General features: G+C 46.5%; 23 protein-coding genes. 13 read left to right on the top strand and 10 right to left on the bottom strand.

Features of this window, described 5'->3' with window-relative positions:
• Positions 1-475 precede the first annotated feature (475 nt).
• On the bottom strand, positions 476-1,897 hold the full coding sequence (gene tig, locus QUB68_RS24080; RefSeq protein ID WP_332997174.1) for a trigger factor: 1,422 nt from the start codon (positions 1,895-1,897) through the stop codon (positions 476-478).
• A 604-nt stretch (positions 1,898-2,501) separates the two neighbouring features.
• Here tig and QUB68_RS24075 point away from each other — a divergent pair.
• The 3 genes from QUB68_RS24075 (at position 2,502) to QUB68_RS24065 (ending at position 6,738) form a co-directional block, all read left to right on the top strand.
• Complete coding sequence (locus QUB68_RS24075) at positions 2,502-3,545, top strand: aspartate-semialdehyde dehydrogenase (RefSeq protein WP_332997172.1); 1,044 nt, start codon at positions 2,502-2,504, stop codon at positions 3,543-3,545.
• A 105-nt stretch (positions 3,546-3,650) separates the two neighbouring features.
• Complete coding sequence (gene dapA / locus QUB68_RS24070; RefSeq protein ID WP_106150835.1) at positions 3,651-4,544, top strand: 4-hydroxy-tetrahydrodipicolinate synthase; 894 nt, start codon at positions 3,651-3,653, stop codon at positions 4,542-4,544.
• 307 nt (positions 4,545-4,851) lie between these two features.
• A complete protein-coding gene (locus QUB68_RS24065; protein ID WP_332997170.1) occupies positions 4,852-6,738 on the top strand; it encodes a ribonuclease J in 1,887 nt (628 codons plus the stop codon).
• Between the two features lie 228 nt (positions 6,739-6,966).
• On the opposite strand, the gene QUB68_RS24060 is transcribed toward QUB68_RS24065, so the two are convergent.
• The 3 genes from QUB68_RS24060 to QUB68_RS24050 all read right to left on the bottom strand — a co-directional run bounded on the left by QUB68_RS24060 (position 6,967) and on the right by QUB68_RS24050 (position 9,609).
• Positions 6,967-7,242 (bottom strand): MoaD/ThiS family protein, encoded by a 276-nt coding sequence (locus QUB68_RS24060; protein WP_332997169.1) that lies wholly within the window; start codon positions 7,240-7,242, stop codon positions 6,967-6,969.
• A 179-nt stretch (positions 7,243-7,421) separates the two neighbouring features.
• Positions 7,422-8,720 carry a threonine synthase gene (gene thrC, locus QUB68_RS24055; protein ID WP_332997167.1) on the bottom strand — a complete coding sequence of 433 codons (1,299 nt, stop codon included), beginning with the start codon at positions 8,718-8,720 and terminating at the stop codon, positions 7,422-7,424.
• A gap of 628 nt (positions 8,721-9,348) precedes the next feature.
• On the bottom strand, positions 9,349-9,609 hold the full coding sequence (locus QUB68_RS24050; RefSeq protein ID WP_332997166.1) for a MoaD/ThiS family protein: 261 nt from the start codon (positions 9,607-9,609) through the stop codon (positions 9,349-9,351).
• Between QUB68_RS24050 and QUB68_RS24045 the strand changes: the two genes are divergently transcribed.
• Together QUB68_RS24045 and QUB68_RS24040 are read left to right on the top strand one after the other, a co-directional pair.
• A complete protein-coding gene (locus QUB68_RS24045) occupies positions 9,587-9,766 on the top strand; it encodes a hypothetical protein (protein ID WP_332997164.1) in 180 nt (59 codons plus the stop codon). The genes QUB68_RS24050 and QUB68_RS24045 overlap by 23 nt on opposite strands.
• A 341-nt stretch (positions 9,767-10,107) precedes the next feature.
• The gene (locus tag QUB68_RS24040) at positions 10,108-10,395 is read left to right on the top strand and encodes a hypothetical protein (RefSeq protein WP_332997162.1); all 288 of its coding nucleotides are present in this window, start codon (positions 10,108-10,110) and stop codon (positions 10,393-10,395) included.
• Positions 10,396-11,160: 765 nt separating this feature from the next.
• Here the strand turns inward: QUB68_RS24040 and QUB68_RS24035 are convergent.
• Positions 11,161-12,552, bottom strand: coding sequence for a cytochrome P450 (locus QUB68_RS24035; RefSeq protein ID WP_332997160.1), 1,392 nt, complete (start codon positions 12,550-12,552; stop codon positions 11,161-11,163).
• Between the two features lie 93 nt (positions 12,553-12,645).
• Positions 12,646-13,254: a hypothetical protein gene (locus QUB68_RS24030; RefSeq protein ID WP_332997158.1), complete on the bottom strand. Its 609-nt coding sequence runs from the start codon at positions 13,252-13,254 to the stop codon at positions 12,646-12,648.
• A gap of 703 nt (positions 13,255-13,957) precedes the next feature.
• On the opposite strand from QUB68_RS24030, the gene QUB68_RS24025 reads away from it, so the two are divergent.
• The 5 genes from QUB68_RS24025 to QUB68_RS24005 all read left to right on the top strand — a co-directional run bounded on the left by QUB68_RS24025 (position 13,958) and on the right by QUB68_RS24005 (position 19,736).
• Positions 13,958-14,524, top strand: a complete 567-nt coding sequence (locus QUB68_RS24025; protein ID WP_332997156.1) for a COP23 domain-containing protein — start codon at positions 13,958-13,960, stop codon at positions 14,522-14,524.
• A 44-nt stretch (positions 14,525-14,568) separates the two neighbouring features.
• Complete coding sequence (locus tag QUB68_RS24020) at positions 14,569-15,195, top strand: S1 family peptidase (RefSeq protein ID WP_332997154.1); 627 nt, start codon at positions 14,569-14,571, stop codon at positions 15,193-15,195.
• Between the two features lie 2 nt (positions 15,196-15,197).
• Positions 15,198-16,433: a COP23 domain-containing protein gene (locus tag QUB68_RS24015; RefSeq protein ID WP_332997152.1), complete on the top strand. Its 1,236-nt coding sequence runs from the start codon at positions 15,198-15,200 to the stop codon at positions 16,431-16,433.
• 250 nt (positions 16,434-16,683) lie between these two features.
• Complete coding sequence (locus tag QUB68_RS24010; RefSeq protein WP_332997150.1) at positions 16,684-18,924, top strand: phosphoketolase; 2,241 nt, start codon at positions 16,684-16,686, stop codon at positions 18,922-18,924.
• Positions 18,925-19,136: 212 nt separating this feature from the next.
• Positions 19,137-19,736 (top strand): Uma2 family endonuclease, encoded by a 600-nt coding sequence (locus QUB68_RS24005; protein ID WP_332997148.1) that lies wholly within the window; start codon positions 19,137-19,139, stop codon positions 19,734-19,736.
• 333 nt (positions 19,737-20,069) lie between these two features.
• On the opposite strand, the gene QUB68_RS24000 is transcribed toward QUB68_RS24005, so the two are convergent.
• Positions 20,070-20,198 (bottom strand): hypothetical protein, encoded by a 129-nt coding sequence (locus QUB68_RS24000; protein WP_332997146.1) that lies wholly within the window; start codon positions 20,196-20,198, stop codon positions 20,070-20,072.
• Between QUB68_RS24000 and QUB68_RS23995 the strand changes: the two genes are divergently transcribed.
• The gene (locus tag QUB68_RS23995) at positions 20,188-20,496 is read left to right on the top strand and encodes a hypothetical protein (RefSeq protein WP_332997144.1); all 309 of its coding nucleotides are present in this window, start codon (positions 20,188-20,190) and stop codon (positions 20,494-20,496) included. The two genes, QUB68_RS24000 and QUB68_RS23995, sit on opposite strands and share 11 nt — an antisense overlap.
• A gap of 41 nt (positions 20,497-20,537) precedes the next feature.
• On the opposite strand, the gene QUB68_RS23990 is transcribed toward QUB68_RS23995, so the two are convergent.
• The 3 genes from QUB68_RS23990 to QUB68_RS23980 form a co-directional block, all read right to left on the bottom strand.
• On the bottom strand, positions 20,538-21,173 hold the full coding sequence (locus tag QUB68_RS23990; protein WP_332997142.1) for an AHH domain-containing protein: 636 nt from the start codon (positions 21,171-21,173) through the stop codon (positions 20,538-20,540).
• Positions 21,174-21,177: 4 nt separating this feature from the next.
• Positions 21,178-21,645, bottom strand: a complete 468-nt coding sequence (locus QUB68_RS23985; protein ID WP_332997141.1) for a hypothetical protein — start codon at positions 21,643-21,645, stop codon at positions 21,178-21,180.
• A gap of 228 nt (positions 21,646-21,873) precedes the next feature.
• Positions 21,874-22,419 (bottom strand): hypothetical protein, encoded by a 546-nt coding sequence (locus QUB68_RS23980; RefSeq protein ID WP_332997139.1) that lies wholly within the window; start codon positions 22,417-22,419, stop codon positions 21,874-21,876.
• Positions 22,420-22,742: 323 nt separating this feature from the next.
• On the opposite strand from QUB68_RS23980, the gene QUB68_RS23975 reads away from it, so the two are divergent.
• Both QUB68_RS23975 and QUB68_RS23970 read left to right on the top strand, forming a co-directional pair.
• Positions 22,743-24,104 carry an NB-ARC domain-containing protein gene (locus tag QUB68_RS23975; RefSeq protein WP_332997137.1) on the top strand — a complete coding sequence of 454 codons (1,362 nt, stop codon included), beginning with the start codon at positions 22,743-22,745 and terminating at the stop codon, positions 24,102-24,104.
• Positions 24,105-24,297: 193 nt separating this feature from the next.
• On the top strand, positions 24,298-24,894 hold the full coding sequence (locus QUB68_RS23970; protein WP_332997135.1) for a Uma2 family endonuclease: 597 nt from the start codon (positions 24,298-24,300) through the stop codon (positions 24,892-24,894).
• The last annotated feature ends 132 nt before the right edge of the window (positions 24,895-25,026 follow it).

Genomic DNA, 25,026 nt, shown 5'->3' with positions numbered 1-25,026 from the left:
GCCCAACGCTGGCGGAGTGAATGAGTTAAAAGACTTACTTGCAAATCATGGCTGTTTCTAGTGCGAGCGTCCGCGCTCGCTTCGTTACGGAGCTTGTATATAATTTACCAACAGAAACCCGGTTTCTTAGCAAAATCTTGGTTTGGTGGCGAGGCATCTACATAGAAACCGGGTTTCTAGCCCCCGCGCGAGGGCCCTGTTTTAGCAAGCATAAGGTGCGCGGCATTGGTGTCAACTTAAGCTTAAAAGTTGATAAATCTCGTTTACCGCCTCTTGCCAGATCCCCCTCGCATCCCCCGAAAGCAAGGGGGACTTTGAGTGCTTCTTGTCCCCCCCTTATTAAGGGGGGCTAGGGGGGATCTGGGCCCGATCATCAAACAACAATCTATGACTACGTTTGACGTGCTTGTTGGCACCAATCGGTGCTTGCTAAGCGCACCCTACACTTGTAGTTTTTGGTAGCGAACCTCTACTTTTACTCTTCGCCTACAACTTCCACGTCGATGACGCTTGTGGCTGCTTCTGCTGAAACTTCCGCGTCTGATGCTTCTGTTTCTTCGAGTGCTGGGGGATTTAGAGAGCCTTCAGGTACAAGTTCGATTGTTCCTTTTTCTTCCAACCATTTCAGGGTTTTTTGTTTCAGCAAGTCTTCTGCTACAAATTCCCGCAATTTGATTGGGTCAAAATCTCCTTTCGGGAACTGCTTTCTGACTTTTGCTACTTCTTGGGCTAATTCTGCGTCATCCACAGATAAGGATTCCAACTTAGCTACTTCTGCCAGAGCTAGAGACTGCTTGAGTCTCTCTACTGCTTCCGGGCGCGAGCGTTCCCGCATCGGCGCGATATTTTCTTCGGTAAACAGTTGGTTGATATCTATGCCATAGTTTTTCAACTGCATGGCTTGTTGGTTTAGCAAATAATCGATTTCGCGATCGAGCATTGTTTCGGGAATTTCCACTTCTATTAGCTGCACGAGTGCTGCTGATATAGCTTTTTCCTTATTAGAAGATGTCTTGTTTTCTTGCTCTGTTTTAAACCGCTTTTCGAGGGATTCGCGCAGTTCTGCTAAAGTTTCAAACTCGCTAACTTCTTGGGCGAAGTCGTCGTCCAACTCCGGCAATTCTTTTTCCTTAAGTTCTTTCAGGGTAATCGTAAAGACTGCCGGTTTCCCCGCTAATTCTTCACTGCTGTACTCGTCGGGGAACTGCACGGAAACTTCTCTAGTTTCTCCAGAATTCATCCCGATCATGCCTTGGATAAAGCCCGGTACAAACTGATTTTCCGATAATTCTACTTGAAAGTCTTCGGCATCGCCGCCGGGGATTTGTCCAGGAGTTTCGCCTTCGGGTGCTTCGGCAAATTTACCGGAGAAATCCACCAAAGCCACGTCTCCCAACTGAGCTGGCCGGCCTTCTACGGGGATTAAAGTAGCTTTGTCCGATCGATATTTTGCCAGTACCTCATCCACCTGAGCTTCGTCATACTTAGCTTCTTCTGCTTGAAGCTGCAAGCCGGTGTACTGATTCATTTTGACTTCTGGCTGTACGTCAACCTTAGCCGAAAAAGTTAGAGACTGTTCTGGATCGAACTTCTCTAGCAATTCTTCAAACTCGGTGCGCAGTTCAAAACTGCCAATTGCCGCAATTTTTTCTTGTTCGAGGGCTTTTTGCAGCGAATCATTAATCAAATTTTCCAAAGCCGTCGCCTTCAAGCGAGTCTGGCCCAGGCGCTGTAGCAAAACTTGGCGGGGAACTTTGCCTTTGCGGAACCCAGGAATATTGACCTCGCGAGCGAATTGTTTAATTACCTGCTCGTAAGCTTGTTTTGACTTTTCTGATGGCACTTCGATTTCCAAACCAATTTGACTGGCTGGAAGTTTTTCCTGGGTTACTTTCATCGGCTTTTTTTTGATATTTAACAATAGTAATAAAATACATACAAATCTGACTTTGCCTGCATTTTAAGTTTGTACACTTTGACTTGTAGCGGCACAACTACCAACACCTCTACCGGATCAGACTGTAAGTCATAGCCAGCTACTTTTTGGGATCTTGCCAAATAGTTCTAGTTTGAGGATACTAGCTTTTGCTGCTAGGAATGTGGAGGTTAAGTCCACCAATTGCCGATGCACCATAGCATATATTGCCGTCTGATGTCAATGTTTTTGGCTGCGTGGCACGTCAAAGTCAATGGATGCGCCTGCTAAAATGCAGATATATCCCAAAAGCTAACCCGATGCCGATCGAGCGCGGGGCGATCCTCTTCGTTGGTGAGCCTCCCCGTAGGGGCGGGCTTTCATGTATAGATCGCGAAAGCTAACGCTAACGGCGAAAGATGCTAAACTGGAATTGAGTAAGATCGACCGCTGTGGTTAACTGCACCCTTACCATCTGCTCGCGCCCTGATGTCGCATAAGATTAATTGAGTTTGATATTCAGTATTGCGGTTATTTAAATTTTAGATTTCGATCGTTTAAAGTCTAATTTGCGGAGGAAAGTAATTTGTCTCAATCCTATCGAGTTGCCATTTTAGGAGCCACCGGCGCAGTCGGTGCTGAGTTGCTAGAACTCTTGCACAGCCGCAGTTTTCCCATTGCTGACTTGAAGTTGATGGCTTCGGAGCGTTCAGCAGGCACAAAATTGCCTTTTGGCGGCGAGATGCTGCGGGTCGAAGCTGTGACAGATCGATCGTTCGATAATGTAGATCTAGTGCTCGCCTCCGCCGGCGGCTCTACTTCTAAATTCTGGGCTCCGAAAGCAGTGACCGCCGGCGCCGTGGTAATCGACAACTCCAGTGCTTTCCGCATGGATGCGACCGTACCGCTAGTGGTTCCCGAAGTCAATCCCCAAGCGGCGGCATCTCACCGAGGCATCATTGCTAATCCCAACTGCACGACGATTTTGATGGCAGTTGCTGTTTGGCCGCTTCACAAAGTTAGGCCAGTCAAGCGCATAGTTGTGGCGACTTACCAGTCTGCTAGCGGCGCGGGCGCGAGGGCTATGGAGGAAATGAAAGATCAAGCCAGGGCAATTTTGGCAGGGGAAACTCCCAAAACAGATATCTTTCCCTACCCCCTAGCTTTTAACTTGTTTCCGCACAATACGCCGATTAACGATTTGGGGTATTGTGAGGAAGAGATGAAAATGGTAAACGAAACTCGGAAGATTTTTGGTACGGACGAGATTAAAATTACTGCAACTTGCGTGCGGGTTCCCGTACTGCGCGCCCACTCCGAGGCGATTAACCTAGAGTTTGCAGAGCCTTTTAGCCCGATCGAGGCCAGGGAAATCTTAAAGGAGGCGATCGGCGTTAAGCTGGTAGAAGACTGGCAAGCTAATTATTTCCCGATGCCCGCCGAGGCCAGCGGTAAGGATGAGGTACTCGTCGGCAGGATTCGCCAAGATATTTCTCACCCCTGCGGGTTGGAGATGTGGCTGTGCGGCGATCAAATTCGCAAAGGGGCGGCTTTAAATGCTGTGCAGATAGCCGAGTTGCTAGCAGACAAAGATTTGCTGCGAATCAAAGCAGCGGCTGCTTATAACTAGCGGGAAGCTGGCAATAGGGCAAGAGAAATGAAGATTTTAGATAAACCTTTCATCTGAAATCAAAAATTTAAAATCAAAAATCAACAGTCTAAAATCGGAGAAAGTGTGGTAAAGTTTGGACGGGTTCTGACTGCAATGATTACGCCGTTTAAGGAAGACGGCAGCGTTAACTATGCGGTAGCAGAGCAATTGGCAGTTCATTTAGCCGATCGCGGTACGGATAGCTTGGTAGTGTGCGGAACTACGGGCGAATCTCCCACTATGAGCTGGGATGAAGAGTACGAATTATTTCAGGTGGTGCAAAAGGCAGTAGCTGGTAAAGCCTTGGTAATAGCAGGAGCCGGATCGAATTCTACTTCAGAAGCAGTCGCAGCTACCAAAAAAGCAGCTAAACTAGGGTTAGACGGTTGTTTGCAGGTCGTTCCTTATTACAACAAGCCACCGCAAGAAGGTTTGTACAATCATTTTCGGGCGATCGCGCAATCTGCTCCAGAATTGTCTATAATGTTATATAACATCCCCGGTCGCACTGGTCAGAATATGTTGCCGGAGACGGTGGCTCGATTGGCAGAAATCCCCAATATAGTAGCCGTAAAAGAAGCAAGTGGCAACCTAGATCAAGCAAGTCAAATTCGGTGCTTGACATCACCTGAATTTGCGATCTATTCTGGAGATGATTCCCTAACTTTGCCAATGTTGGCAGTAGGAGGATCTGGTGTAGTTAGCGTAGCCAGCCATCTGGTAGGAGAGCAACTGCAACAGATGATCAAAGCTTTCGAGGCCGGTCAAGTTCAAGTCGCTACCCAGATTCACTTGCAACTTTTTGACTTGTTTAAAGCTCTATTTCTCACCACAAATCCCATTCCCGTGAAGACAGCTCTCAAACTTCAAGGCTGGGATGTAGGTTCCACCCGTCCGCCCCTGTGCGATCCGCCCATTGAGGTAACTCAAAAGTTAAAGGACGTACTGAGTCAACTAGCACAGGTATCAGCTAGCTAGACTAGATAGGCGAGAACGAGTTTTCTGAAAACTAAATATTTGGTTGTCATCAGTCATCAGTCATCAGTCATTAGTCATGAGCTATCAATTATTAGCTGATAATTAAGAATTGCTGATTGAGGAGTGGAGACAACTGACTGTACGGGAGAGTAAAACCCCGTAGGGGAGTTTTTCACAAATATCTTGGAATATATTGGAAAAAATCTCCCCCATCAACGAACAACAAATAGTAGACAGTAGACAACAGTCAACAGTCAACAGTCAACAGTCAACAGTCAAATAACAAAATAACTAACAAAGGATACGCATGATCAAAAATACAACTGCACAAGTTCTAAAAGTTATTCCCCTCGGCGGGCTGCACGAAATCGGTAAAAACACTTGCGTGTTTGAATACGGTGACGAAATAATTCTTTTAGATGCAGGTTTAGCATTCCCGACAGATGGAATGCACGGTGTAAATATTGTCCTCCCAGACATGACTTACCTGCGGGAAAACAGCCACAAAATTCAAGGTATGATCGTCACTCACGGTCACGAAGATCACATCGGCGGCATCCCTTATCACCTCAAACAATTTGAAATTCCCGTGATCTACGGCCCGCGTTTGGCGATGGCTTTGCTCGCCGGAAAATTGGAAGAAGCCGGAGTATCTCACCGCACCGAATTGAGAACGGTTCGCCCCCGGGATACGGTAAGAATTGGGAAGCATTTCTTGGTCGAATACATCCGCAACACTCACTCGATGGCCGATAGTTTCACGGTGGCAATTCACACTCCCGTCGGAATTATAATTCACACCGGAGACTTTAAAATTGACCACACTCCTGTAGACGGCGAGCATTTTGATTTGCAAAAGCTGGCGGAGTATGGCGAAAGAGGCGTGCTGTGCTTGATCAGCGATTCTACTAACTCGGAAATTCCTGGCTTTACCGCTTCAGAACGTTCTGTTGCTCCGAATTTAGACAGAATTATCGCTCAAGCAACGGGACGGGTACTGCTGACGACTTTTGCTTCATCGGTACACCGATTGCAAATTGTTTTGGACTTGGCTAAGAAAAACAATCGGTTTGTCGGAGTGGTTGGTCGATCGATGTTGAACGTCATCGCTCATTGTCGTAATCTCGGCTACATCAAATGCGAAGATAGTCTTTTCAAACCTTTGAAAGAAATCCGCAATTTGGCTGAAGACAAGGTTTTGATTTTGACTACGGGTTCCCAAGGCGAACCAATGGCGGCGATGACTCGCATTGCTAACGGCGAACATCACGAACTGAAAATCAGAAAGGGTGATACAGTCATTTTCTCGGCTAACCCGATTCCGGGAAATACGATCGCAGTGGTAAATACGATCGACAAATTGATGATGCTGGGCGCAAATGTAGTTTACGGGCGCGACAAAGGCATTCACGTTTCCGGGCACGGCTGTCAGGAAGACCAGAAGTTAATGATTAACATGACTCGTCCCAAGTTCTTCTTGCCGGTACACGGGGAACACCGGATGCTGGTTCAGCACTCGAAGACGGCTCAAAGCATGGGCATTCCCGCGAGCAATATGGTGATTATTGACAACGGCGATGTCGTAGAGTTGACTGAAAATACGATGCGACTTGGTACTAAAGTACCTTCTGGAATTGAATTAGTTGATTCTTCGCGATCGGGAGTTGTCAAAGCGAACGTCCTGAAAGAACGCCAGCAGTTGGCTGGAGATGGGGCGGTGACAGTAGCTGCGGCGTTAAATGCAGAAGGTAAGTTGGTTGCTACACCGCAAATACACTTGAAAGGTGTAGTCACATCAGCCGATCGCGAACTGTTACAACAGTCGATCGCTCAAACGATTGACACTATTTTAAGCGATCGTTGGTCTGAATTTGTCCGACCTTCAACAACAGCCGAATCAGGAGTTGATGTGGACTGGGTAGGAGTGCAAACGCAAATAGAACGGGCAATTCAGCGCGTACTGCGCCGGGAACTTCAAAGCAATCCCATGCTAGTATTCCTGATGCAAATTCCCGAAGGAGCATTATTTGTCCAATGGGAAAAAGCAGCAGTAACTCCAGGTTCTTTAGAAGCACCCAAGCTATTAGGGCCATCATCAACGCCAGCGCCAGCGCCAGCGCCAGTTCCTGCTAATGCAGTAACAGGTCGCCGTCGCCCCCGGACAGCAGCAAAAGTTGCTTCCGTAGTTTCCTAGAATGAACAATCCCTGGCCAAGCCAGGGATTTGTTTCTCAACTGCGGATCAACACAAATAAACGCAGATAGTAACTAATTCTATCTGCGTTCATCCGTGTTTATCTGCCACCATCTGCGGTTTAAATTTGTTTCTCAACCGCAGATGAACGCAAATAAACGCAGATAGTAACTAATTCTATCTGCGTTCATCTGTGTTTATCTGCAACCATCTGCGGTTGCAAAATTAATCAACCACCAGCAACTGCTGGAACAATGCTGACTTCATCGCCATCTTGGAGAGCAGTTTGTGATCCGTCCAAAAAGCGGATGTCTTCGCTGTTGACGTAGAAATTCAGAAATCTGCGGGGTTCTCCCTTTTCATCGCACAGGCTTTTTTTGATGCCGGGACAATTTGTTTCCAGGGATTCAATCAGTTCGGAAATATTGCCGCCGCCGCATTCGATGGTGGCTTGATTGTTGGTGAATTTTTGCAGGGGAGTGGGAATTAAAACTTTGACGGTCATTTTTTTGAGTCCTTGGTCAGTAGTCAGTTGTTAGTTGTTAGTTGTTAGTTGTTAGTTGTTAGTTGTTAGTTGTTAGTTGTCAGTTGTCGGTTGTCAGTTGTTGATCCCAATAACCAATAACCAATAACCAATAACCAATAACTAATAACCAATAACCAATAACCAATAACTAATGACTATTAAACAGAAGCTTGTTGCCATTCTAAGCGTTCGAGGGTACGGGCGCGTTCGAGGGCGCGCTCGAAGGCTTCTAGTTTCGGCTCGAGGGTGATGGGTTCGCCGATGTAGCCTTGGACGGCTTCTTGCGTCTTCAGGCCGTTGCCGGTGATGTAGACGACGGTAGTTTCGTCGGGATTGATTTTACCTGCTTCTACGAGTTTCTTCAAGACTGCGATCGTGGTGCCGCCTGCGGTTTCTGTGAAGATGCCTTCAGTTTCTGCTAGCAGTTTCATGCCTTCGATGATTTCGGTATCGTTGACGGATTCGATGTTGCCGTTGGTTTTGCGGGCGACTTCCAAGGCGTACATACCGTCTGCTGGATTGCCGATCGCGATCGACTTAGCAATTGTATTCGGTTTGACTGGTACTACGAAATCGCGACCTTCGCGGAATGCTTGGGCGATGGGGGAACAACCGTCAGCTTGAGCACCGCTGAACCGGACTTTCTTGTCATCAACTAAACCGACTTCGACGAATTCTCGAAAGCCTTTGTAGATTTTTGTGAACAAGGAACCAGAGGCGAGAGGGGCAACGATGTGATCGGGCAATTGCCAGCCTAGTTGTTCAGCAACTTCGTAGCCAAGGGTTTTCGAGCCTTCGGAATAGTAGGGACGCAAGTTGATGTTGACAAATCCCCAGCCGTGTGTATTGGCGACTTCGCAACAGAGGCGGTTAACTTGGTCGTAGTTCCCGTGAACTGACATGACAGTTGGATTGTAAATCAGAGTGCCGAGGACTTTGCCAGCTTCTAAGTCTGAAGGGATGAAGACTACGCAGTCGAGACCGGCGTGGGCGGCGATCGCAGCGGTAGAGTTAGCTAAGTTGCCAGTGCTGGCACAGGATACCGTTGTAAAACCCAATTCTCTCGCTCTACTGAGGGCGACTGACACCACTCTGTCTTTAAAGCTAAGAGTGGGCATATTGACGGCATCATTTTTAATATAAAGATTTTTTAGACCGAGGCGGCGCGCCAAGCGGTGGGATTTTAGTAGAGGAGTCATCCCAGTGCCGACATCGATGACGTTATCTGTAGCGACTGGTAAAAATTCGCGGTAGCGCCAGATCGAGTTGGGGCCGGCTTGGATGGTTTGGCGAGTAACTGTGCGGCGGATAGCGTCGTAGTCGTACTTGACTTCTAGCGGGCCAAAACACAGGTCACAAACGTGCTTGGCTTGGAGTTCGTACTCTGCGCCGCATTCTTTGCACTTGAGGGCTGTGAAGGTTGCTGTTGTGGATTGTGTTCTGGTCGCCTGGGTCATAGCTCAACTCTCTAGTTTTGCGATGTTTTCTAATTCTTAGGACAGATTAGCACGGTCAATTCACCGCGTCAACCATACCCGATTTTTTTAGTCGGGATTGATTGTGTGGCAGTTTTTTGTCGGAAACGGGAGGTGGCTGGATAGTCCTCAATCTCTCTCTCAGCCTCGTTTCCAAGCTCTGCCGGGGAATGATAATTGAGAGGAAAAATCTCTCGATTAACCGAACTCAAGAATGATTGTGCTGCAAAACTAATTTCAAAACTTTATAAAGTTTTTTTTGCTTGGGGGCCGAGAAACCGGGTTTCTACGAGATTTTGTGTTTAGTAACGAGAAATATAGCAAGAAACCCGGTTTCTCAGAGCGGCGGGCTTCTGCATGGGGGCCGAGAAACCGGGTTTCTACGAGATTTTGTGTTTAGTAACGAGAAATATAGCAAGAAACCCGGTTTCTGAGATCAGCGGCTTCTGCATGGGGGCCGAGAAACCGGGTTTCTACGAGATTTTGTGTTTAGTAACGAGAATATAGCAAGAAACCCGGTTTCTGGAGGTCAGCGCGTCTACGAAATTTGGGGTTTACTAACGAGAATATAGGCTTCCCCCTCTCCCCCTCTCCCCCTCTCCCCCTCTCCTTACCCACCGCTGACAGGGGGGATGAGTACCACTTCGTCGCCGTCTTGGAGGATGGTGTCGGGGGAGACGAATTCTAGGTTGATGGCGAAGCGGGTACGTGTGCGCCACTGTTCTAATTGAGGATATTGGGCAAGAGAGCTTTCGAGCACTTCAGACACTGGGGTTTCGGGAGCAAGTTCTAGTGTAAGTTCCGAAACGCCGTAGGCTTCACTGAAGGCGGCGAACAATTTAACGGTGATGGTAATTGAAGAGTTAGACACGGCAGTTTTGTGCGATCGACAGTTTGGCAATTATCAACTACACCATACAATTAATTTGGAATTAGGCGCGCCGAGGCTTAGAATTGAAAGCGGTTATCTTGAGTTGAGTTTTGCGCGATCGGGCAAACATGACAGTGGATTGCAGCAGAAATTCTGAAGACTATTGTATGCCGATCGCTCTCACCAGCCCGGCCGAAAGAAGCAGTTGCCATCCAGTTAGATGCAGCTAGCTAAGGTCTAGTTTGCTGCTGTTGAGGCTACTGCGAAACTATTTTTTGAGGATGCGGTATAGATACTTCCCCGTAATTGTGGGACAGTACAAAAATATCGCATTAGCTTTAGCGGGCAACAACGCAGACTATGCTCTGCTAACTCGCTGATTCCCGACTAAAAATCTGGTCGTCAAGTCCAGCTTATAATTCCCGAAGCTTTGCCCCGCTTAGCAAACGTGCCGTTCGATCTAAAAATAATAGTCAAGTTAACCCGATCGAGATATTTATGGCAAATAACGATTTCAAAGTGCTGCAAATTATTGAAGCTAAAGGCTGGTATGCCTTTGGGAGTACCAAGCAAAGCCAGCACGTTGAGAGGTGGGTGAGACCTGTCGTGTGTTGGGTGTTAATAGAAGATAAAAAAAAGCGACGGATTGTGACTGCTACCGCTAGCTATCAGATCGAGATTGACGACAAAGAAGTCGAGTTTTTTGCCCACGAAAGCGAAATTCAAGATATCGAGAGCCTCCCCAAGTCTGTCTCCGTATCGGAATTCCTGAAAACAGAAGATTGAGATCGGGGCTGAAGGAACTCATTTAATCAGTTATTAATTATTCCTTAGTGATTCCTTAAACTTGCTGTCGGATGCTATTTCAATTAAAGGCAAAACCACTCTTATTGGGCTGAACTTAAGCACTCCAATCAAAGAAACCGGGTGTTTACGGAATCTGCGGGCTGCCACGAAGTGTTTTCGCAAAAAATCCGGTTTCTGAACACCCGTCCGTCGAGGACTATCTATTTCAAATACGAGGAAAATTGATAATTTTGCGTTGCCTTCTGCATCAGAAAGCCGCAGGCCTCAATTACCCCAAAAAATAAAGAGGCCGGAAGATTGCTGGCATTGCCAACGCGCTTCCGACCTTTGCTGAATAACAGGGTATGCATATGTTTTTAAAGTATGGCAGCCAGGTCTTCTAGATATCAAGAGGGCTATTGCAATCACCCACTTTTGCTTTTAAGCTGTGTTTGCAAGGTTCATACCATTTTAGAATGAAAATTTGAAATTAGAGAGCCGCTGAGGGTTACAGGTTAAGGATTCTAGCTGTTTATCTGTAGCGGGTGCTACCAAAAATCAGGGCATTCGCGGTCGTAAGCGAAGCAGGCCGAAGGTATCGCCATTTCCTCAATTTTTGTAGTCAAAGCCGAAAGTGCGATCGCTCGCTACAACTGCTGCGACTTCAAACCGCACCAATATCATGTCCGGTTGAATAGTGATCATACTTTTTTTCTTCGACTATGCCCTATGCCCTATGCCCTATGCCCTATGCCCGTATAAGTTTCATAAGTAATTAACCGGACTTGATATAACAACAGGTTGAGGCATCTGCTGCCGCATCCGCCGCCCCAGCAAAGCCATCCGCACGCCGCCAGCAGGCCCCAAAGTCACCCCTCGGCGTTTGGCCTGCACGGGCTTTTTATCGGCCAATACAAGGTCTAAATCGCGCAAAATGGTTGCCAGAACCAGCTTCATCTCCAACTGCGCCAGCGCCAAGCCGATACAGCGGCGAGTACCGCCTCCAAACGGCAAATACTCGTAAGGCGAGAATTGCCTCTCCAAAAACCGTTCCGGCTTAAATTGCAGCGGTTCTGGATACAAATCCTCCCGCCTGTGGGTCAAATAAATCGAGCCGAAAACCACCGTACCCGGTTCTAGTTGATATCCCATCAGTTCCACAGGCTGGCGCACCACTCGCGGAAACGTCAGCATTCCCACCGGATAAATTCTGAGTGTTTCTTGACAAACTGCACTCATGTAAGGCAAGCGGGAAATCTCCATCGGGTCGGGATTTTCGCCCAAACTGTCCAATTCTTGCAGCAGTTTTTGGCGCACTGAAGGCAAACTGTGAATCCAGTAAAATGCCCAAGCTAGGGCTGTTGCTGTGGTTTCGTGGCCGGCAAACAGCAGCGTCATCAACTCGTCGCGCAATTCTTCATCCGTCATCGGTTGCCCGTTTTCGTCGCGCGCGGCCATCATTAAGCTGAGAATGTCGGTGCGGTTAACGTCTGGTTGCAGTCTGCGTTCTGCTATTTCCGCGTCCATCAGTTCGTTAATTTTCCGCTGCTGCTGTTTCATGCGCCCCCAAGGACTCCAACGGCCCCAATCTTGCTGCAACCAGGGCAGAAATAGCATACTCGATCGCAGCGGAGAGCCCATCGTGTCGATCATCGCAGCCAGCAGCGGCGACAGTTGCTGCAAGCGCGGCCCTTCATCCAGTCCGAAGACAACTTGCAAAATTACCCGCATGGTGATTTCCTGCATGGCTGTGCGGGCCACAAAAGGTCGATCGACAGTCCACTTGCTAGCAACATCTTGAGCGATATCACAAATTTGTTGGCCATAATTCCGCATCCGTTCCCCGTGAAAGGGCGGCATCAATAATTGGCGCTGCCGTTTGTGCTTTTCTCCCGAGATCACAATCATCGATTGTTCTCCCAGCAAGGGTTTAAGAATACCGTTGATATCGCCGGGAGCGTCAAAAGCTTTGCTGTTGAGCATTTCCTGGATCGCTTGCGGGTTGTGGATCATCACGAAGGGTTCGAGGTTGCCCCATCGAGTCGTGAAAATCTCCCCGTACTTTTTGGCACTTACATCCATGTACGTAAGTGGATCGGCGATCCATTGAATTAGTTGCACGAAGCGGGGGGTATTGGGGCCGTCAGGTAGGGTCATAGAAATTGTGGTAGTGCTTGTTAAAGGACTTGGAGAACATAAATAGGACTGCCGCAGAAACCGGGTTATACCCTCTGCAATAATTTTAAGAGGTTATTCTCGAACGGTGCTCACAATGTCCTGTCCGAGCTCTGTAAAACGCACTGTTTTGATTTGCCAAGGAGCATAACTGGTTAAAGTTTGGCGCACGCCCCCGAACAAACCTAACATCTGACAACTCGACAGATTTTGCAATTTCTGCCTGGAATTTCCTGATGCCCGTAAATCTACGGTAGCTATTCCGAGATCGCGATCGACGCTAAGCCGATAGCCAACCAAACCTAGACTACTGAAAACCTGCTGCTTTAACACTTCATTAACGGCCGATGACATTAACTGGTTGTCTGGGCCTGTAACTGTTTCTGCATTTAGAGTTTCACAGAGATTGTCTACCTTATAAACCGTGACGGTGACAGTATTCTCTGATACTGCTGGGCTGCCTAAAACTGAGGTAACAGAGTTAGATGGTTCCGCTGCTTGAGTCGATCGATCTTCAATTTGATTTGCCGTTAGCTGTAGGTGTCGGAATTGACCGGCGCTTGCTGGGGGTTGGCTCTGGTTTTGGGCCTCCAAAGCTGCTGCATCATAGCTAGAACAACTGCTAGCGCCGATCAGAATTAATCCAGTTGCTAAATATCCGAACTGTTTGCAGATACGGTTCATAGTTTTGAATACTCAACTAAACGTCAGTGTAGGTCGGGTGAACTTTGGTGGTAGAAAGCACTTACTCCCTGATTACACTCACTTAGAAGTATTTCCCGGCATCCGTAATACGGAGATGAAAACAAGTTAAGAGTTCTGGTTAATACCTTTATTTTAGTGTTGTGTCACATAAATGGGCAAGGCACTTTATTTGTGTCGCGCCACCGTCGGAGTATCTCATCAGATGCGAGCTCGCAACCGCGATCGCAAGTCATATCAAATACCCTGTCAGTGGTGTGATGTAGCGTTGCAACTCGCTCCATCCAAATGTCTGATTTAAAAAGTCTTTTTCCGGTTTACGAAAGCCTCAGCTTGATTAGTAGTAATGACGACATACTTCCGACTTGCGCGCGCATTTTACGATCGGCTGATTGAGCGTTTTTGTAACTGCGCTTTCGGTGCAGTTATACAAATCCGCGTTAAAAAACCCCGATCGTCCTGGTGCGGTTGAAACCGCTCCTATACAAAATTTCGTCCGCCTCCGCGCGATCCCGAGCCGGGACGCTCGGGCTGAGAATAAAGCGGGTATTTAAGCCGGATTTGGTATTACAAATGTGCAAGTCGCGAACCACATAATTCCGAAGCCAGCGTGAACTGGCGCATCAAGGGTGCGATCGCAACATTTGGTGATTTTTGTGCCGAATTCCCTCAAAAAAAGTGAAAGATGAAACAGCAATTATTGACAAAAGTTTTGGCGGGAACCGCGATCGCCCTGTGCGGCCTGACAGTTGCTCCTGGGGCGAGTTACGCTCAGCCTTCATCCCGGGAAACCGGATTTTCGTGCAGCACCTCGACAGGTGCGGCGGTGACGGTGTACCAAAACCCTCAAGGTGCGGTAGAGCCTTGGATTGAGTGGACTTCCGATTATTTCTCCGCTTCTGGGTACAATCCGAAAACTCGGTGTCAATTAGTCAGCCAACGCCTCGAAACCTATCGGCGCAACCGCGTACTCAAGTACATTACGGCAGGCCAGATGAACGGTCAAAACGTCATCTGTACGGCGAATCAAGTCAATGGTTTGTGTCAAAATTTGATTTATACTCTCAGGCCTGGCCAAGACCCGATCGGCTCTTTGTATAATTTGTTAGCTTGGCGTCAAGGACAGGTCGGGATGCCCTCTACGGAAGAAAGCAGTAAAATTCCTTACATTGATGTCCGAGAAAAGCTAGGGGAAAACACGGAAAATGAGGTGCAACTGCCCCCTTTTTTCCCGCCGTCCGAGCTCCCTTAAGGGTTGGGCAATTTTCAATTCCATCGCCAATTCCAGGGGTTGATGTGGAAAACTTAGCGCGTCGAACAGCGGTACGCATCCAGAACTCGAAATCTTCTGGTTCTGGGACAATCGTCGGGCGACAGGGGCAAACCTATAGGGTGCTGACTAGCTGGCACGTTGTGGCTTTCGACAGGGGCGATCGCACAATTGTCACCGGCGACGGCCGTTTTCACCGACCGCTGGGAGTTCCGAGGCGGCTGGGCGATACTGATCTGGCGATCGTAGAGTTTCTCGCCAATACGGAGTATAGAATAGCACTAATTAGCGGGCGATCGCCAGCAGTGGGAGAGCCGTTGCTGGCGGTCGGATTCCCTGCGGGTGCTGGGGTTTTGGCCGTAGCGCGGGGGTTCGTAGAGCTGCTGCTGTCGAAATCTTTACCTCAAGGCTATAGCTTGGGTTATACAAATGAGGTTAAAATTGGCATGAGTGGTGGCCCGATTTTTAATGCCAAAGGTTTCTTGGTTGGGATTAACGGTCGAGGCAAGTATCGAGAACCCGATTTTGGCGTTTATGCTTTTGAAGATGGAAGCGAACCGACGCCGGAATTATTGGAAAAAATGGTTAAATCCAGTTGGGGAATTCCGATCAGTACATATTTGCAGTTCGTCTCGTCTCATTTAGGGAGTTAGCGATGAATGTGTGGGGTTTGCGGTTTGACGCGCTGACAGTTATCTTGACTGGTGCAGTAACGGCGGCAGCAATTGTTTGCCAACAATCTGCTGCTTGTGCCAAAACAGCCCAAGAAGTTGCCCAGCTAGCGATGTTCACAACGGTGGAAGTCAACAATACGCTGGGTTTTTCTGGTAGCGGCTCTGGAGTAATTATTGCTAAACAGGGCAGTGTTTATACTGTTCTGACGGCGAATCATGTAGTGGCAAGTCTCGCCCAAGAATACAGCATTCGCACTCATTTGGAAAAAAATTATACTGCCATCAGAATACAGCGGCTGCCGAAAAACGATCGCGATATAGACTTAGCTTTGATCCAGTTTCAGAGCCGAGAACCGTATCCAGTCGCGCCAATGGGCGAGTCGGGACGCGCGGTTGTCGGTTCTACTATTTATGTTGCTGGCTATCCGCTGCCAATTGCCTCTGGATCTGAAAGAAAACTGGAGTTTACTGCTGGTATTGTCTCTTCTCGCCTCGGCCGCGCATCATCGGGCTACGGGCTGCGCTATCAAGCTGTGACAAGGCGCGGCATGAGCGGCGGGCCTGTATTTGATGATGATGGCAGAGTTGTGGGAATTCACGGTCAAGGAGATACTGTTGGCACAGTGACGAGCCAGTGGAACGGTCAGAGTGAGGAGATTAAAACGGGGTTGAATGCCGCAATTCCGATCGATTCTTTTACGGCGTTGCGATCGCAAACCTTACCTAACGGGTTTGATATTCTCAGCAATCTTTCTATCAGCCGCGCCTCGACGCAAAGCCAACCGAACCTCGGTCAGGGGGGCTTTGTGTGTGATACCTCCACGGGCGAACCGGTGACTGTGTATCAAAATCCCCAAGGGTTCAGGGAACCTTGGATTCGCTGGAATTCTAATTTCTTTTCTAGTTCTGGGTACGATCCTCTGACTCGCTGCCAACAAGTGACTCAGCGCCTAGAAAATTACAGCCGCAACCAACAGCTTAATTATGTCACAGTCGGCATAGTAAACAATCAGAAAGCGATTTGCACCACCAGCCGCGTTAATGGGCCTTGCGAAGGTTTGATCTACACGCTGCGCCGCGATCAAGATCCGGCTCCAGCACTTAGCAGTTTCTTTGTTTGGCTGGCGAATCAAAAGGCTAGACCTTCTCTTTTTGAAAGCAACACTGTACTTTATATTAATGTTGGGGAACGTTTGGGTTTAGATATTGCCGAATGACAGTTGACAGTTGATAGTTGACAGTTGACAGTTGACAGTTGGCAGAGGGAAGAGTTGACAGAAGGAAGAGGCAATAAAATTAATGGTTTTAGCAATTAATAACGCTCTAACCGTTTTGGCGGTTGCTATGAAAATTTAAGATATTTGACTGATTTATCATTGGCCGTAGCAGAAGTGATGATTTTTTGCAACACAGAAGCTATAAAATTACTGTTACATGAATTCAAATCAAATTTTTCAGGTATCAAGCATGACTGCAACTACGCCGAAGGCAACGTCAGCAATTCCCAGTTTTTGCGAAGGAATCCAGTATTTCTCCGAGACAGTGCCTGGTTTTGAGACTTACGGGAAAGCACCTGCGATCGCCATTGGGAGCAAATCGATCGCCGATCCAGCCGATCCAAGCGCCGTCTTTCAAACAATGCTCGCAGCAGACGCTCTGCGCTACCTGACGCTGCAAGTCACCGCCAGTAAAGCATCGGGACATCCCGGCGGTTTTGCCAGCCAAGCTGAGGCTTACGCAGCATTGGTGATGCTGGGGCACAAGAATATTGTCACCGAAGTCGGACATCACGCCCCCGGCTTTTATAGTGCGATGTTTCTCGATCGATCTTTGGAAGACATGGGAATTGTCAACGTACAGCAAGTGCGCGATAAATTCCGAGAAAAAGACGGTTTGTTAGGACATCTTTCCGGTTTCATTCCCGGCCTTTTAGCACCAGCAGGCCCCCTCGGACAAGGGCAGCATTTCGCAATGGCTGGCGCACTTTTGCACCCCGACAAACTGTTTCCTTTCACAATGGGCGACGGCGGCATGGGCGAACCTTATCCGATGAGCAGCATGGGGCATTTCCACACTGCTTATCCGAAGGCTACTAACTTTTTGCCAGTGTTAGTTTGGAACGGATATTCCCAAGAACATCACAGCATGGTTTCGACTAAAACCAATGCTGAAATGATTGCTTATTGGCAAGGAAACGGTTTTGAAGAAATTATCTTAGTTGATGCTAAGGAATTTGACGATAAAAATCAACCGGAAGCTTATGTTGATAGCACTGCTTTTTCACTCGAACAGCGCATGGCATTTACCAAAGCTGTTTTACAAGGAGTTGACAAAGCAGCCAAATCTGCTCTCGGCGGCAAATTAACTGTGTTTATCATCAAACAGTTAAAAGGTGCCGGCGTGCACGCATTGGGCGCAAAATCTCACAATCTTTATCCGAAAGATACCCTCGATGCTCCACACATTATCAGCGCTTTAAAAGAGCGCGCTTTGACTGCTGATGCGTGGCAGTTGGTACGGACAAATTGCGAGCGCGCGGGCGGCGGGCCTGCTGCGAAAACCGTTGTTACTGAGTTTACATTGCCGCTGGCAGATTTGGGCGAATTGCCTTTAGAAGAATTTGCGGTTGGCGGAGATCCCAAGATTTCGACAACTGCAATGGGGCTTTTGGTGGGAAAAGTCGGTGAGCGCGATCGGACTTTTCTTGTCACCAATGCTGATGGCAATGAAGCATCGGCAATTGCCAACATCAACCAAGCTCTCAAAATCATTCACCCGACGACAGATGACTTGTACAATCAATCGCCAAACGGTCAAGTTTACGAACCTTTGAGCGAAGATGCTTGCGCGGGTTTAGCAGTAGGTTTGTCGCTATTTGGCGCGCGGAGTTTGTGGTGTTCCTACGAATCTTTTGCCATCAACGGTTTACCAATTTGGCAAACTGTAACCCAAGCAATGGCAGAATTGCGCCGCCCAACTCCGGCAACTGTCACCTTATTTACGGCAGGTGCTTTAGAGCAAGGCCGTAACGGTTGGACGCACCAACGCCCGGAAATTGAGGCTTATTTTTCCGCGATGATGCGCAACGGCAATGTGTTTCCTTTGTTTCCACCGGATGCTAACAGCATTCAAACTTGTTACGAGTGGGCTTTGAGTGCCAGAAATAAGGGAGTTGTGATTACTGCGAGCAAGTCGCCTCTGCCAATTCGCACTACTTTTGAACAGACTCGCCAAGGTTTGGCAGACGGTGCAATTGTGCTGCACGAAGTCGCTTCTCCTCAAGCTCCCCACAATCAAGGGGGAAGTAAGAAAGTTGTGTTTGCTGTTGTCGGCGACATGACTTTAATGCCTGTGTTTGAAGCGGCGGCATTTTTGGAAACAGAAGGCATTGGAGTGCGGATTGTTTCTATTGTGAATCCCCGGCGTTTGTACCGCCAAAGCGATGTTGCTTGGGATACTTGTTCGGAAGCTGACGGCGGCTTTTTGAGCGATGAGAAATTTGCCGAAATGTTTGGCGGAGATGCCTTGATTGGCGTGACAGGCGGTGCTTCTGGGATGTTGGAGCCGGTGATGCTCCGCAGCAATTGCCCGCGGGATACTTTCGCTTGGAAGCGGGGGGAAACGACTGCTAGTGCTGGTCAGTTGATGGCGTTTAATGGGTTGACTGCTGAGGCATTGACTAAAAGGGCGATCGAGCTAGTTCATTAAGTGAGAAATCAGGACACGGCAGTGCCGTGTCCCTACAATTGATAGCGGTAGGGAAACGGCACTGCCGTGTCCCTACAATTGATAGCGGTAGGGAAACGGCAGTGCCGTGTCCCTACAATTGATAGCGGTAGGGAAACGGCACTGCCGTGTCCTCTATCTCATTCCGGCGCAGCCGGAATTGATATAATATTTAAAATAGGATGGTGATACCTATGACAGCACAACTTTTAGAAGAAATAGTTACCCTTGCCGAACAGCGATTGATTGTCCCCGGTTATTATAGTTGGGAGCAATTTGAGGCGATCGAATCTTTGATGGCAGACTCTTCTGGTTTGCGGATAACTTATCTTGATGGGTGGATCGAGTTTATGACACTGGGCGAAGCACATGAGACAATAAGTTGTATTATTAGTTTTTTACTACAACTCTATTTTTGTGAGATGGGAATTGAATATATCCCTGTAGGAAGTGCTACTCGCAGAGATAGAACAAGAAATGTTTCATTTGAGCCTGACGAGTCTTATTACATAGGTTCAAGAAAAGAGCATCCAGATTTAGCCGTGGAAGTAACGATTACTAGCGGTAACACAAGTAAACTAGCTAAATACCTCCGACTTCGCATTCCTGAAGTTTGGTTTTGGGAAAATAATCAGTTGGCTGTTTATCGGCTGCGGGAGGATGATTACGAGCAAGTTTTAAGAAGTGAGTTATTGCCGGAGTTGGATTTAACATTGTTGGTACGCTGCATTTTGATGCCTTCAACAATTCAGGCAAGAAATGAGTTTCTGAATGGGATTCGGCAAGTGGGTTGAAGGCTGAGGAGTTGGCAAAACGTGCGATGAAACTGGTTGGTTAAGCTAAAATGTGGCTGACAACCATTTGCTCTCAGAAACAACGTTTGTGCGATCGCTCTCAGGAGTAGATATTTTGGATAATGCAATATCTCTGTCTTTAGAGATTCTGGCATCTTGACGGTGGCGTGTCTATGAGTCACAATACCCGAAATCATTTGTAGACACGCTCCATGATTCCACCGAATGACACAGCTACCTTGTATCCAATGCGGATGCCAAACAGACGAGCATTTGGATGTTTTACAGGTTTCTGGCTGCTTTTAACCCAGTTTCATCGACTTCGTAGTCTCGTCATTCAAAGTCGATGATGACCATTTTGCCCATGTTTTCGTCTATCTCGACTTGTTGGCGGATGCTGTTTTGGTACAATTGTCTTGCGCGCCGTGCCACTTCTTCGCGGCTTGAAAAGATGGTTTGCATCGTCTCGCCTCGCGATCGCTACACTGATATTGTACCGCAGATATCGATCGCCCTTTGTTTGCTTGGGCGATCGCCCTACGGGATAGCTCGCGTCACGCCCTCTGTGCAATCATCGCACTTTAAAATGGTGGAAATGGATCGGATTGTCGGTGGAAAAAGAGGTTGGGTGACACGAGGGTTAAGGGAATATGTAGGAAAGGGCGATCGTTCTTTTTTTGCTGGGGATCGTCCTCCGTGCAAATCGCACTATTTGGTAGTTGTAAGAGGTGCGATCTCAATGCGTGAAATAAGATATTAGTATGAGATAGGAGAGTTACTTGACTAACCTAGTTGCTTTGTTTAATTAGACTTGGGCCTTTTAAACATATTAAAAAGTGCCTTACCATACCAATCTCCTATAGAGATTTCTTCCTGTGCCAATTCCGTTAAATCATCTCTAATAGCAGCTATGAGTGCAAGTAAAGTTTCTTTAACTTCTACCGGATTGTTATGGTTATTATCATTTACAAGAATGTTCCATTCATCTCGAAGACGCTCAAGCACCATTTCGGAATACCCTGATTTAAAACCATGATATGACTTGTGAATTTCATGGGGTAAGGCTATTATATTTAGTGGACTATTCATATCTATCTTGGCGTGTATTACCAGTTGAGATTTCTCCCAAAGATGAACTGGAATAATATGATGATCTGCCAATTCTGTAGTAGTTCGAGGAGTTTTGCCTCGTTTGAGAGCTTTAGCTATTTCTGGATCTATTTTCTCAGATATATGCAAATGCGATATCAACATAACAAGGTCTGGTGAATCAAGTAGCTCTATCTTCACAATTTTACCTGTTTTAGCGTCTTTGAAAAGAAACTCTTTTGCATATTGATCGTACATCATCCAATACTCACCAGGCTGAATATTGTACCTCTTATGAAAGAGGGAGCCTGCTTTAACTACATGATTTGTCCACTGTCCCATTCCCATAAAATTACCCCAACTCACCACTAAGTATTTTTAAAAGCAACAAAAAAAGTATTTCAAGTTCGTCTTGGTCTAAATTATCTCTCACAATTTGAGAGCGCAATTTTGAGCGGTCTAAACCTTTAATTTTTCGGATCACTCTTTTCTCTTCAGGTTCTAGCTTATTGCGGTTTTCAATTTTTTCAAATTCTTTGTTAAACTGGTTAATAATTTGTTCAACCGTAGCATTCTCTAACTCATTTTTGAACTCATTTGGATCGAATTTAGGTCGCGGCTTACTCCCAGGAAAAGGGACTGGATTACTACCATCCCCTAACCAAAGGTCGAGAAGCCAAAATATTAATCCAACTCCAAACATTGAGAGCCAAAACCACCATTTGATGATTTTTCCAATAACTCTCACTACCTTACCTGATATTTGCAGGAACTTTTCGCTGAAATCTTTTGCTTTTTCTGGCTTTCGATTCTCGGTCATCTTACCTCCCAAGTTTGCGGCTTAAGTGAAAACTAAAAGTGGATCAATATTTGTAAGTGGAACTGAAAGTTAACATGGGGCTTGTTTGCGAAGCGTACCGTGATCGCCCTTCGTGCAATCATCGCTCTTTGAAATGGTGGAAATGGATAAGATTGTAAGTGGAAAAAGAGGTTGGGGTGACACGAGCGTCAACCCAACATACAAGATGGGATCGCACTACGAATTTTGCTAACGTATTGCGGGATCGTTATGAACCACGAAATCTGTTTGCCAATTGTTGTTGTGAGGAACTACTCGAACCATAACAGGAGAGCCACGGAAAGGATTTTGACAATATGTCTGCTGACCATGTTGAGGTGATCCAATAATACATTTCTGATTGAGTGTGTTTAATCGCTTTCCATCATCTTTGAATTCGACTTCTCCACCAACACTAACCACCTGTGTTTCTATTTTAGCAGTTACTTTCCCAGAAAATGATGCCCCTTGAATCTCTTGAGCAGTGTACCAGAAAACATCAGCCCCACTTCCACCTGTATATTCAACAGCGAGAGCATTACCGTATGTCCATGTCACCGACGGGAAATAACAAGTGACACGTTCTCGATCGCGTCCGCTTCGACAAGTTCCACTTTTAGGGCCATCAATCATTCCAGGATCTCTTGAGGACGCAGAGATAGCCGAAGTAGCAACTATCAACGCTGCGATCAGAAATGAACGCATTGAAAAGGTGAAAAACCGCCATCCTCGATTTTTTTGATAAGCTGTTTTCATTTGCTAATTCCTTTATTGAGGGATAAGTATTTTTTCTGTTTTTAGTGGAAATCAATTTTGAAAGCTAATGCTTAATTAGACAGCCACTGCGTTAGAATACACCATTACATTGGATAAAACTGCAACTAATCAATCATTAGGGTGACGCTTTATACTTCTCCCATAATCCCTATAAATCAAAGCTTTGTCTAGCCCAAAAATGTTCAACTTTGTTCCCAGTCTCCCTCCCATCGGCTCAATTTCATCTACTTTTGTACAAAAATGTATTAAAATGTTCTCCAATGTGATCTATAATACAAGTCAACTCACAGTCCATGACCCCCATGAACCTAAAAGAAGCGTTAAAACTAGCCGACAAAATAGTCTTCGAGAAAACCGGCGCACACCTAGACGACGTACAGGAAGCGGTACTAAAAGGCACTCTAGAACGTGAGACATACAAACACATAGCCAAAGAATTTGACTGCTCCGAAAGTAATGTGAGGCAAATCGGATCGGAATTATGGCAAATACTTTCAGAAAAGTTAGGAGAAAAAGTCAGTAAAACGAATTTTAGAGCAGCAATGCAGAGGTTACAAAACTCTAATGTTTTAAACTTTGCCAAAGACGTTGTAGTGACTGGTAGTTTCAACACCTGTGGAGAAGCTAGACACCCGCCAAACATACCAAATCCACACCCACCAAATCAAGAAACATCCCATCACGACTTAAGCGAAATGCCGCAATTAGGTGCTTTCTACGATCGCACCCCACAACTCCAAACCCTCAAAAACTGGATTCTACAACAAAACAGCAGCCTCATAGCCCTCACCGGCATCAGCGGCATCGGCAAAACCACACTCGCAGTGCAACTCGTCCAACAAATCAAAGACGAATTTGAATACGTCATTTGGTGCAACCTCGACACATCCCCCACCCTCCCGGAATTTGAAGCCAACCTAATCCAGTTTTTCTCCCAGTACCAAAAACAAGACTCACCCACAATCAACCAGAAAGCATTACCCCTAATTAAATATTTACAAAAACATCGCTGCTTAGTAGTCTTAGATGACATTCACAATTTGTTCAGCAGCGGCGAATTAGCAGGAAAATATCAACCAGAATACGAAGAATATCGCTCTTTATTCAAACAAATAGAAAAATTATCCCATCAAAGTTGCTTCCTGCTCATCGGTTGGGAACAACCCAGAGAAGTTACTCAAACTAAAAGCCTAAATACACACATTAACACCTTACAACTCAAAGGTTTAGACATCGCAGCCGGACGGGAAATACTCAGAGATTATGGATTAGCAGACATCGACAACTACTCAGCACTCATTCACCGCTACCAAGGCAATCCCCTCTGGTTAAAAAGCGTCGCGACTCTGATCCAAGAGTTGGGAGGATGCGTGACAGAGTTATTACCAGATGATACTATATTGTTGCCGGAAGATTTGAAAGATATTTTACAGCAGCAGTTTAGTCGCCTATCCGAACTAGAAAAACAAGTCCTCTCCTTGTTGGCGAAAGCAAGCGATACAATCAACCTCACCCAATTGCTAGAAAACAGCCGAATTCCAGCCTCAGACTTGGTAAATGCGCTGCAATCTTTATCGCGGCGCTGCTTGATTGAACAACAAGCAAAATTTTACACTATTTCACCTGTACTGAGGCAATATGCTGCGATAAGACTCGGCGGTTGAAACCGTATGTCCAATCTTAAATACCCCTTTATTTCTTAGTCCCTCTGAGATCGGACATCGTTTGTGTAGACGCGGTTTCAACCGTACGTCCGATCTGTAACTTAATCATATCTAATTTTTATTAATAATGAGTAATCCCTGTCTATGTTATACTAAGGCAGGGCTACTGATTTTTATTCGGAGCATTACGCCCATGATCGTACAAGTTTCAGAACCAATAACAATTGTTAAAGAAGAACGCTTTACCTTGCCAGGTTATTATACTTGGGAGCAATTTGAGGCGCTAGAAACCTTAATAAAAGATGCCCCCGGCTTGCGAATAACTTATTTAGATGGGTGTGTGGAGTTTATGACAACTGGTGAACCACATGAAATTTTCAAAAAAATGCTAGCTATTTTGCTAGAAGCTTACTTTTTTGAAAAAGGTATTAAGTTTCTTCCAGTTGGGAATGCAACTCGCAGGGACAAAACTCAAGATGTGTCATTTGAACCAGATGAGTCCTACTATTTAGGTGATAAAAAAACACATCCAGATTTGGCAATTGAAGTCACTATTACCAGCGGTGGCATAGATAAACTAGAAAAATACAAGCGGTTGAAAATTGTTGAAGTCTGGTTTTGGGAAAATAATCAGTTGGCTGTCTATCGGCTGCGCGATGATGATTACGAGCAAGTTTCAAGAAGTGAGTTTTTGCCGGAGTTGGATTTACAATTGCTGGTACGCTGCGTTTTGATGCCTTCAATAATTGAGGCAAGGAATGAGTTTCTCAATGGGATTCGGCAGCAGTAATTCGGTTGATTAATAGGATTTATGCAACGGGCAGAATTACTGAGGTAATATGCCATAAGACTCGGCGGTTGAAACCGATCCTATACAAACGATGTCCGCCTCCGCGGACTAAGAAATATAAATTAGATAGAA

The organism is Microcoleus sp. A006_D1 (genome assembly GCF_036702805.1).
GTDB lineage: Bacteria > Cyanobacteriota > Cyanobacteriia > Cyanobacteriales > Microcoleaceae > Microcoleus.
The sequence above is the reverse complement of the archived record's forward strand: the minus strand, read 5'-3'. Positions and strand labels throughout refer to the sequence as shown.